Source organism: Pyxidicoccus sp. M15 (genome assembly GCF_056858435.1).
Map to the genome: position 1 here is coordinate 7,102,111 of NZ_CM166495.1, position 10,806 is coordinate 7,112,916.

Here is a 10,806-nt window from a genome sequence, read left to right on the forward strand (position 1 = left end):
GCGCGAGTATCCCGTGTTCCCCCACACACTCGCAACGCCGTGCTCCCATCGACTTCCAAGCGGATTCCCGTCGCACTGTGGATCTGGTACCGCGGCGGAAACTTCCGTGGCTTCCAGCGTCAACCGGAGGGGCCTACCGTCCAGGCGGCCCTCGAGGAGGCGCTGGCGTCCGTCGGCGTGCCCGCCACCATCATGCCGGCGGGGCGTACGGACAGGGGCGTCCACGCGCGGATGCAGGTGGTGAGCGTGCGGCTGGAGCCGGGGGACTCGGCGGAGGCGCTGGAGAAGCGACTGCCCGCCCGGCTGCCGGACGGCCTGGGCCTGTGCGCGGTGCGCCGGCCCGGCTCCTTCCATGCGCAGTGGAGCGCGAGCGGCAAGGTGTACCGCTACCGGCTCCGGCTCGAAGGGACTCCCGACGCGGCGTGGGCGCCCTACTCCCTGGACGTGCCCGCCGAGCCGCTGCTGCAAGGCGGCGGCACGCGGGTGACGCCCGAGCGGCTGGAAGCGCTGCTGGGCCAGGCGGTGGGGACGCGGGACTTCATCGCCTTCCACGAGAAGTCCAGCCCCCGCAAGCCGCGCACCCTGGAGTCCGCCACCCTGCATGCGCTGGGCGGGGGGCTCTACGAGGCGCGGCTGAGCGGGGACGGCTTCGCGCGCTACCAGGTGCGCTACCTCGTGGGGAGCGCGCTGAAGGTGGCGGCGGGACTGTTGCCGGAAGAGGCCTGGAAGGCGGCGCTGGAGACGGGTTCGGCCGTGGAGGGCTTCAAGGCGCCCGCGCACGGCCTGGTGCTCTGGGAGGTGCGCTACCCTCCCGGGGTGGACCCCTTCACCGCTGGAGAGCGCCTCCACCCTCCGGGGCTGCCGCTGGAGCCACCCTTCACTGCCGGATGACGTGCGGCGGGGTCCGAAGCGGCGGTCTTCAGTCGACCAGCCGCTCCTCGTACTTCGCCAGCAGGTCCGAGATGGCCTCCCGCAGGTACTCGCTCTGACGGATGCGCGTGGAGCGCGACAGCTCCTTCAGGGCATCGAGCTTCTCGCGGTTCAGCCGGAAGACCACCGAGGTGAGGCGGGGATTCATGTCCAAGTGCGCAACCTCCTACAGATGCGCACACCATCTCACAGACCTCGGGGATCGCAATTTTTTCACTGCGATCCTACCGGGAAGATCCACTGCACCCCGGTGAAGGCTTCGGCATCCCCGCGCAGGCCTGATCCGAACCCGAGCGTCAGTCCCAGCCCGCCGAACACCGCGAGCCGCTCGGAGAAGGTGTGTCTGAGGCCCAAACCTATGCGAGGCCCCACCCACGGCCCAGAAAACGGCCTCACCAGCACGCCCACGTCGAAGAAGGTCTGCCACGCGTCGACGCCGAAGAAGTTCCGGTAGCCGCCGGCGAACGACAGATCCGGCCCGCGCAGGCCGCCGCGGATCAGCACGAAGATTTCGTCCCCGTCGTAGCCCACCGTCCGGGTGCCGCCGAAATCCAGGTGCGCGTCCGCCCCCTTCTCCGCGTCGCCGTCACCCTGGTCGATGTACTCGGTGTACGCGGCGCCCGGGCCGAGGATCAGCGAGAGGGCGCGGCGCTCCTTGTAATAGGGCGTGTCGACGGGCTCCGCGGCCGAGGCCCCCGGAGGCAGGCCCACGACGAGGAACACGAGCACCGCAGGGACCCGGTGTGTCAGCCAGGACCCCCATCCAGTCATCCTCCGGCGCGCGCGAATCATCGGGTGGGGCGCTTTCTACCAGCCTTCCGCGGGTGTGCGTGGAGCGGGCGTCCCCTCCCCTGCCGACCCCCACTTGAAGTCATATGCGGCTCTAGCGCTCCGCGTCTTGCGATTCTCACCGAGCGAGAACGAAAATGCCGCCATTCCTGAAACGGCGTTCAACCCCTGCATCAGGGTCTTCCAGGCGGGAGGCCATGGTGGGAGGGGGACGAGCGCCCAGTGGGGCACGAGGAAGCCGTGGCCTTCGAAGTGGACGAGCGAACCATCGCTGCTGACGTGGACTCCCTGTTCACGCCGAACACCGGCTCGGGCACGGGGGAAATCTCCTCCAACTCCAACCCGTCGTACGGGGACACACCGCCGGAGGGACAGGAGCACCTGCCCCGGCCCGGCACGCGCATCCACCACTACGAGCTGATCCGCCAGCTCGGCAGTGGCGGCATGGGCACCGTCTTCCTCGCGCGTGACACCCGGCTGGGCCGCCGCGTGGCCATCAAGTTCCTGCACACCACGGACCCGGACGTCACGCGGCGCTTCATCCGCGAGGCGCAGGCCACCGCGCTGTGCAGCCACGAGAACATCGTCATCATCTACGAGGTCGGCGAGTTCCAGGGCAGCCCGTACATGGTGCTGGAGTTCCTCCAGGGCCAGCCGCTCAACAAGCTCGTCAAGGGCAGCCAGCGCCTGCCGCCCTCACGCGCCGTGGAGCTGATGGTGCCCGTCGTCCGCGCCCTCGCGTGCGCGCACGAGCGGAAGATCGTCCACCGCGACCTCAAGCCCGACAACGTCATCGTCACCGACTCGGGCGGCATCAAGGTGCTGGACTTCGGCATCGCCAAGGTGCTCCAGGGGGCGGAGCCCTCGGTGGAGGTGGACCTCGACGAGGCCCGGACCGCCTCGCCCGAGCCCGCCGACACCGACGGTAGCCGGGAGAAGGCCGAGCTCACGCGCACCGGCGCCATCATGGGAACCATGCCGTACATGTCCCCGGAGCAGTGGGGCATCGGCGTGGACATCGACCACCGCACGGACATCTGGGCGGTGGGCATCATGCTGTTCCGGATGCTGGCCGGAAAGCACCCGTTGGATCCGCTGTACGGCCCGCAGCTCATGGTGACGGCGCAGCTCGACGAGCCCATGCCCCGCCTGGGCGACATGTGTCCGGACGTGCCGCCGGACCTGGCGGCCGTCGTGGACCGCTGCCTCTACAAGCCCAAGGATGAGCGCTTCCCGGACGCGGCCTCGCTGCTCCAGGCGCTGGAGCCCTTCCTCCCCGGCCGCTACAGCCGGGAGCTGCGCATCGACGAGAGCCCCTACGCGGGCCTCAGCTCCTTCCAGGAATCGGACGCGGACCGCTTCTTCGGCCGCTCGCGCGAAATCGCCGCGCTGGTGAACCGCATCCAGGACCGGCCGCTGCTGGCCATCGTCGGGCCCTCCGGCACGGGCAAGTCGTCGTTCGTGCGCGCCGGTCTCGTCCCCGTGCTCAAGCGCTCCGGCGAGAAGTGGGAGTCGCTCGTCATCCGCCCCGGCCGCCAGCCGCTGGCGGCGCTGGCCAGCATCGTCGCGCCCCTGGTGAGCAGCTCCACCACGCTGGAGGGCGACATCCAGGAGCAGCGGCAGCTCGTCGAGCGCCTGGCCCAGGAGCCCGGCTACGTGGGCACCGTGCTGCGCAGCCGCGCCCGCCGCTCTCGCCGCAAGCTGCTGCTCTTCGTGGACCAGTTCGAGGAGCTCTACACGCTGGTGCCGGACGCCCAGGAGCGCCTGGCCTTCACCGCGTGCCTCGCGGGCCTCGCGGACGACGCCACGTCCCCGGTGCGCGTGGTGCTGTCGCTGCGCTCCGACTTCCTGGACCGCGTGTCCGAGGACGAGCGCTTCATGGCCGAGCTGAGCCAGGGCCTCTTCTTCCTCTCCCCGCCCAACCGCGAGGGCCTGCGCGACGCGCTGGTGCAGCCGGCGGAGATGGCCGGCTACCGCTTCGAGACGCCGCAGCTCGTCGAGCACATGCTCGAGCACCTCGATGCGACGCAGGGCGCGCTGCCGCTCCTCCAGTTCGCGGCGACGCTGCTGTGGGAGCAGCGCGACACGGCGAGCAAGGTGCTCACCGAGCGCAGCTACCAGTCCATGGGCGGCATCGCCGGAGCGCTCGCCACCCACGCCGACAGCGTGCTCGGGGAGCTGTCCCACGCGCAGCAGGCGCTGGTGCGGGCCGTCTTCCTGCGCCTGGTGACGACGGAGCGCACGCGCGCCATCGTCTCCATGGGCGAGCTGCGCGAGCTGGCGAAGGACGCGGGCGAAATCCAGCGCCTCATCGACCACCTCGTCCAGGCGCGCCTGCTGGTGGTGCAGACCGGCGGCGGCGCCACGGGCGCGACGGTGGAGCTGGTGCACGAGTCACTGCTGCACAGCTGGCCCACGCTGCGCCGCTGGCTGGACGAGGGCCAGGAGGACACGGCCTTCCTGGAGCAGCTGCGCAACGCGGCCCGGCAGTGGCAGGCGAAGAGCTTCGACGCCGGACTGCTGTGGCGCGGTGAGGTGGTAGAGGAGGCGCGGCGCTTCCAGCGGCGCTACCGCGGAGAGCTGCCGAAGCTCCAGCGGGACTTCCTGGAGCAGGTCCTCGCGCAGGAGAAGAAGGCCGCGCGCCGCCGCCGGGCGCTGGTCATCGGCAGCACGGCGTTCCTCGGCATGCTCGCGCTCGCCGCGGTGATTGCGCTGGTGGTCATCCACAACGCGCAACAGGAGGCGGAGCGCCAGGCCGTCATCGCCAAGAGCGCCGAGTCCGAGGCACGCGAGGCGGAAACGGTGGCGCGCACGCGCCTGGCCGAGGTGCAGGCCAAGGAGCTGCAGCGGCAGAAGGCGCAGGAAGAAGCCGAGTCCGCCAACGCCCAGGTCGCCGTCGCCAACGACGAGCTGCAGCGCAAGAACGACGAGCTGCTGGACGCGCTGGAGAACGCCAACAAGGCGCAGCTCCGGGCGCGCTTCGCGAAGCGGTACGCGGAGAAGAACGCAGTGGCCGCGCGCAAGGCCCAGGATGACGCCATCCATGCCGCGAAGCAGCTCCAGTCCCTGCTGCGCCGGGAGCAGGAGCGCGTCCAGCGCCTGCAGGCCCAGCTCGGCAGCCCCGTCATCGACGAGTTGAAGTGAAGCCCACGGGAATGGTGATGAAGCGCTCCACAATCGGACTCCTCCTGTCGCTCGCGCTCCTGGCGCCCCTGGCGTCTCCAGCCGCCGCGCAGGGCGAGTCCCCGGCCACGGCCACCACGAAGAAGCCAGCACGCAAGGGCGTGAAGCCGTCCGCGTCCACGACCGGGACGAAGCGCGTGCGCAAGGCCGCGAAGTCCACCGACCCGCTGGCTCCGGACGCGCCGCGCGCCGCCAAGACGACGAAGCGCCGCCTCCGCAAGGGCGCGGCTTCGAGTCCGGCCGCCGAGCCCACCGCGGAACCTGTTCCAGAACCCCTGCAGGTGACGCCCCCCGAGGCGCCGGCCACCGCCGCCACGCCGCCTGTGGACGTGCCGGCTGCCGAGCGACGCTCGACGGTGGTGCTGTCCGGCGACGAGCGCCCCTGGGCCCGGGGCGTGCCCCCGCAGAAGCAGCAGGTGGCCATCGACCTGTTCCGCTCCGCCAACGCGCTGCTGAAGGAGTCCTTCTTCCTCAAGGCGGCGGAGCAGTACCGGCAGGCGCTCGCGTCCTGGGACCACCCCGCCATCCACTACAACCTGGCGCTGGCGCTGCTCAATCTGGACCAGCCCATCGAGGTCCGCGAGCACCTGGAGGCGGCGATGCGCTACGGCGAGGCGCCGCTGGATGCCGAGAAGCTGGAGAGCGCCCGCGCGTACAAGGCGCTCGTCGAGAAGCAGCTCGCCTGGGTGGAGATCTCCTGCGAGACGCCGGGCGCCTCGGTGGTGATGGACGGCAGGCCCCTGTTCGTGGGCCCCGGACGCCACGCGGGCTGGGTGCGCGCCGGCCCGCACTCCCTCGTCGCCACCGGAGAGGGCTACCTCACCCAGGAGCAGAGCCGCACGCTGTCCCCGGGTGAGAAGGCGACGCTGGACCTGAAGATGTTCACCTCCGAGGACCTCATCCAGTACCGGAGGAAGTGGTCCGCGTGGAAGCCCTGGGCGGTGGTGGGCGCGGGCGCGGCGCTCGCGGCGGGCGGCGGCCTGCTGCACATGATGGCCCGCGATGACTACTCCCGGTTCGACACGGCGATTGCCAGCTGCGGAGGCTGTGTGCCCGAGGCCTCCGTCGCCGAACAGCGCACCCGCGGGGACACCTTCCAGAAGGGCGCCTTCGCCGGGTACGCCGTGGGCGGCGCGGCGCTGGTGACGGGCGCGGTGCTCGTCTACCTCAACCGGCTCCAGCCCCACCAGGTCGACCCGTCCGAGGCCTCGAAGCCTTCCGCGAGCGTCACCCCCCTCCTCGGCGCTGGCGGCGGCGGCGCCTCCGCGACGTTCCGCTTCTGAGGCCCACCATGCGACGCAACGCCTCCCCTTCCCTCCCCCCCGGGCTGCTCGTCCTGCTCGCGCTGGTGCTGCCGTTCCTCTCCTGCATGAAGCCGGAGAGCGTGACGTGCCCCTCGGGCCTCGTCTGTCCGTCCGGCCAGCAGTGCGCGGCCCGGCAGGACGTGTGCATCCAGACCACTTGCGGCGACGGCATCGTCCAGTCCGGTGAGTCCTGTGACGACGGCAACATCCTCGCGGGCGACGGGTGCAGCACGGACTGCGGCTCGGACGAGACCTGCGGCAACGGCACCGTGGACGTCGTCGCCAGCGAGGTCTGCGACGACGGGAACACCCTGAACGAGGACGGCTGCAGCGCCAACTGCCGCTCCAGCGAGATGTGCGCCAACGGCACGGTGGACACCTCCGTCGGCGAGAAGTGCGACGACGGCAACTCGCGCTCCGGCGACGGGTGCAGCGCGGACTGCCTCTCCACGGAGTTCTGCGGCAACGGCTACGTGGACGTCACCCGGGGCGAGAAGTGCGACGACGGCAACAACGAGAGCGGCGACGGGTGCAGCGGCGACTGCCGCTCCGAGGAGAGCTGCGGCAACGACATCGTCGACGTCGCCCGGGGTGAGAAGTGCGACGACGGTAACAACGTCAGCGGCGACGGCTGCGGCTCAGACTGCCGCTCCGACGAGTCGTGCGGCAACGGCATCATCGACGTCGCGGCCGGAGAGCTGTGTGACGACGGCAACTCCGCGGATGGCGACGGCTGCGCCTCCGACTGCCGCTCGGGCGAGGGCTGCGGCAACGGCGTGCGCGACCTGGACGAGGAGTGCGACGACGGCAACAACGTCGACACCGACAACTGCCTCCGCAACTGCAAGCTGCCCCGCTGCGGCGACGGCGTCACCGACCGGCAGTCCCCCGGGCTGGAGCAGTGCGACACCGCCGGCGAGTCCCCCGAGTGCAACGCCAACTGCACCGTGCAGGCCTGCGGCGACGGCTTCGTGAACGTCAGCGCCAGCGAGCAGTGCGACAACGAGGGCGCGGTGAACTCCGCCAACTGCGATGCCGACTGCTCCATCGCCTTCTGCGGCGACCGCTTCCGCAACCCCGCGCGAGGCGAGCAGTGCGACACGGGCGGCAACTCCGTCACCTGTGACTCGGACTGCACCCTGCCCCTGTGCGGTGACGGCCTGCTCAACGCGAACGCCAGCGAGGCCTGCGACTCCGGCGGCGAGTCCTCCTTCTGTGACAACGACTGCACGCCCGCCTTCTGCGGCGACGGCCACCACAACCCGGCCGCGCGCGAGGAGTGCGACGACGGCAACGACACCGAGGAGGACGACTGCCTCAAGGGCTGCGTGCGCAACACCTGCGGCGACAACTCCGTCGACCGCGAGGGCCCCACCACTGAGGCGTGCGACGACGGCAACCGGTTCACCGAGACGGAGTGCGCCTACGGGACGCGCACCTGCACGCGCTGCAACGCGGCCTGCTCCACGCCCCTGGAGCTCGAGGGCCGCTTCTGCGGCGACGGCGACCGGAACGACGACAGCGAGGTGTGCGACGACGGCAACAACACCACCGAGTCCGAGTGCGCCTACGGCACCCGCAACTGCACGACGTGTGATGCGACCTGCGCGACCTCGCTCAAGCTCACCGGCCGCTTCTGCGGCGACGGCGCGAAGAACGACGACACCGAGGTGTGTGACGACGGCAACACCAACACCGAGTCCGAGTGCCCCTACGGCACCGCGAATTGCACGCTGTGCAACAGCACCTGCGGCGCGCCCCTCACGCTCACCGGCCGCTTCTGCGGCGATGGCAACCAGAATGACGCAACCGAGGCGTGTGACGACGGCAACAAGGTGACGGAGACGGAGTGCGCGTACGGCACGAAGAACTGCCGCTCCTGTGATGCCACCTGCTCCGCGTCCCTCAACCTCACCGGCCGCTTCTGCGGCGACGGCGCGAAGAACGACGACACCGAGGTCTGTGACGACGGCAACACCACCACGGAGACGTCGTGCGACTACGGCACCCGCACCTGCACGAAGTGCAACGCCACGTGTACGGCCCCGGTGGAGCTGACCGGCGCCTTCTGCGGCGACGGCCAGAAGGACCCGACCGAGGCGTGCGACGACGGCAACAACCTCAATGAGACCACGTGCGACTACGGCACCCAGAGCTGCCTCGCCTGCAACGCCACCTGCACGGGCGTGCTGAGCCTGACGGGCCCCGTGTGCGGTGACCGCATCCGCAACGGCAACGAGGTCTGCGACGACGGCAACACGACCACGGAAGACTCGTGCGAGTACGGCACGGCGAGCTGCACCCTGTGCAGGTCCGACTGCATGGAGGAGCTGGAGCTCACCGGCCCCGTCTGTGGCGACGGCTTCAAGAGCAGCACCGAGGTCTGCGACGACGGCAACGTCGTCAACGAGACCTCCTGCGCCTATGGCACGCGCAACTGCGTGGCCTGCAACTCCAGCTGCAACGGGGAACTGAGCCTGTCCGGCCCGTTCTGCGGCGACGGCTCGAAGAACAACGAGAGCGAGGTCTGCGATGACGGCAACAACGTCGACGAGACCGAGTGCCCCTATGGCCAGAAGAACTGCACGCTCTGCGCGGCCGACTGCTCGGAACCACTGGTGCTGAGCGGGGCCTACTGCGGCGACGGTGTGCTGGCCCCCGGAGAGACGTGCGACGACGGCAACATCGACACCTGCGGCACCTGCAACACGACGTGCAACCGCGTCCAGCTGGCTCCCGCCAAGGGAAGGCTCAACGCCGTCGCCAGCAACGTCATGAATGACGGAGAGCTCTTCATCCTCTCCGACGGTCGCAACCCGTACGTCGTGTTCGAGTTCGAAAGGTTCAGTGGCACCTATCCGGGTAACGTCCGCATCAACGTCCCCGGCGGCTCCAGCGAGGCCCAGATGGCGCAGGTCATCATGACGGCCATCAACAATGCCCCCAACCTCGACATCACGGCCACGGTTCAGGCAAATTCGAGGACGGTGGAGCTCGTCAATGACCGCAACGGCGCCTTCGGCAACCAGCCCGCCATCGAGTTCGTGCAGAACGCCCGCTTCACGGTGGAAAGCATGACCGGTGGCCTGGGGCAGGACTGCCCGGAGGGGGTCGGCTGCACGACGAACGAGGACTGCGAGAACGGGCTGACCTGCGGCGCTGACGGCCTGTGCGGCACGCCCTGAGGCCCACGCACACCGAGACGCCCCCTGATTCCGGAGGGCGCTCGGGACGGTGGGTGCTGCTGGCGGTGGGCGCGGGCACGTTCATGTCCGCGCTGGACGGCAGCGTGGTGAACGCGATTCTCCCGGTGCTGCGCGCGGAGCTGCGCACGGACGTGGCCACCATCCAGTGGGTGGTGACGGTGTACCTGCTGGCCGTGAGCGGGCTGCTGCTCGGCTTCGGCCGGCTGGGGGACGCGCGCGGGCACAAGCGCGTGTATGTGCTGGGCTTCGGCGGCTTCGTGGTCAGCTCCGTGCTGTGCGGACTGGCTCCCGGAGTCGAGGCGCTCATCGCCTCCCGCGCCCTCCAGGCCGTGGGAGCGGCGATGCTCCTCTCCAACTCGGCGGCCATCCTCACCGGCAGCTTCCCGCCCGAGCGGCGTGGGCGGGTGCTCGGCCTCCAGGCGATGATGACGTACCTGGGGCTCATCGTGGGGCCGTCGCTCGGCGGCTGGCTCACGCAGCACCTCGGGTGGCGCTCCGTCTTCTACATGAACCTGCCAGTGGGGCTGCTCGCGCTGGCGCTGAGCCAGCGCTTCGTGCCGCGCGACGCGCCCGTCGCCCGGGACGAGCCCTTCGACTGGACCGGCGCGGTGCTCTTCCTCACGGGCATGGTGGCGCTGCTGCTCGGGCTCAACCAGGGGCATGCGTGGGGCTGGAGCTCGCCGGGCATCATCGGGCTGCTCGCGGGCGCGGTGGTGGTGCTGGGCGCCTTCATCGCGCTGGAGTGGCGGCTGCGCGTGCCGATGCTCGACCTGAGCCTCTTCCGGAACGTCACCTTCCGCGCGGCCAGCGCGGCCGCGCTGCTCAACTACCTCTGCATCTACTGCCTCGTCTTCCTGCTGCCCTTCTACCTGCTGCAGGCGCGCGGACTGGACCCGGCGCATGCGGGGCTGCTGCTCACCGCGCAGCCGGTGGTGATGATGGTGGCCGCGCCGCTGAGCGGGGCGCTGTCGGACCGCATCGGCTCGCGCTGGCCGGCGATGGTGGGCATGGCGGTGCTCTCGGGCGGGCTCCTGCTGCTGTCGCGGCTGGACCTCTCGTCGCCGCTCTCGCACGTGGCCATGGGGCTCGCGGTGTGCGGGCTGGGCGCGGGCATGTTCATCGCGCCCAACAACAGCGCGCTGCTGGGCGCGGCTCCCCGGCACCGGCAGGGCATCGCCTCCGGGGTGCTCGCCACCTCGCGCTACGCGGGAATGGCGCTCGGCGTGGGGCTCTCCGGAGCCATCTTCACGACGGTGCTCGCCGGACACGCGGAGCCGGACTCGGCCGAGGCGCTCACCCGCGCGGTGGCCCGGGGCTTCCAGGTGGCCTCGGCCCTGGCCGCCATCGGAGCGCTCTCGGCCGCGGTGCGAGCACCGGACGGTGCCGGACGCTGA

Annotated in this window: 7 protein-coding genes; 5 read left to right on the top strand and 2 right to left on the bottom strand. The window is 70.6% G+C overall.

Translation table 11 applies throughout. The annotated features are described in order from the left end of the window. Positions 1–39 precede the first annotated feature (39 nt). Positions 40–891, top strand: coding sequence for a tRNA pseudouridine synthase A (locus ACX9TP_RS26250; protein ID WP_482973353.1), 852 nt, complete (start codon positions 40–42; stop codon positions 889–891). Positions 892–919: 28 nt separating this feature from the next. Here the strand turns inward: ACX9TP_RS26250 and ACX9TP_RS26255 are convergent, their stop codons facing one another. Both ACX9TP_RS26255 and ACX9TP_RS26260 read right to left on the bottom strand, forming a co-directional pair. Beyond that, on the bottom strand, positions 920–1,084 hold the full coding sequence (locus ACX9TP_RS26255; RefSeq protein ID WP_015349436.1) for a ribbon-helix-helix domain-containing protein: 165 nt from the start codon (positions 1,082–1,084) through the stop codon (positions 920–922). Between the two features lie 59 nt (positions 1,085–1,143). Further along, positions 1,144–1,659, bottom strand: coding sequence for a hypothetical protein (locus ACX9TP_RS26260; protein WP_482973354.1), 516 nt, complete (start codon positions 1,657–1,659; stop codon positions 1,144–1,146). A gap of 300 nt (positions 1,660–1,959) precedes the next feature. Here ACX9TP_RS26260 and ACX9TP_RS26265 point away from each other — a divergent pair, with 300 nt between their 5' ends. The 4 genes from ACX9TP_RS26265 to ACX9TP_RS26280 are packed head-to-tail and all read left to right on the top strand — an operon-like array spanning position 1,960 to position 10,806. After that, positions 1,960–4,863 carry a serine/threonine-protein kinase gene (locus ACX9TP_RS26265; protein ID WP_482973355.1) on the top strand — a complete coding sequence of 968 codons (2,904 nt, stop codon included), beginning with the start codon at positions 1,960–1,962 and terminating at the stop codon, positions 4,861–4,863. Positions 4,864–4,880: 17 nt separating this feature from the next. After that, positions 4,881–6,185, top strand: a complete 1,305-nt coding sequence (locus ACX9TP_RS26270; protein ID WP_482973356.1) for a hypothetical protein — start codon at positions 4,881–4,883, stop codon at positions 6,183–6,185. Positions 6,186–6,193: 8 nt separating this feature from the next. After that, on the top strand, positions 6,194–9,391 hold the full coding sequence (locus ACX9TP_RS26275) for a DUF4215 domain-containing protein (protein WP_482973357.1): 3,198 nt from the start codon (positions 6,194–6,196) through the stop codon (positions 9,389–9,391). 53 nt (positions 9,392–9,444) lie between these two features. After that, complete coding sequence (locus ACX9TP_RS26280; protein ID WP_482973358.1) at positions 9,445–10,806, top strand: DHA2 family efflux MFS transporter permease subunit; 1,362 nt, start codon at positions 9,445–9,447, stop codon at positions 10,804–10,806.

Excerpts from the sequence above, each read along its gene's own strand:
- ACX9TP_RS26270 (WP_482973356.1), top strand. The coding sequence starts at position 4,881 with ATGAAGCGCTCCACAATCGGACTCCTCCTGTCGCTCGCGCTCCTGGCG.
- ACX9TP_RS26275 (WP_482973357.1), top strand. The coding sequence starts at position 6,194 with ATGCGACGCAACGCCTCCCCTTCCCTCCCCCCCGGGCTGCTCGTCCTG.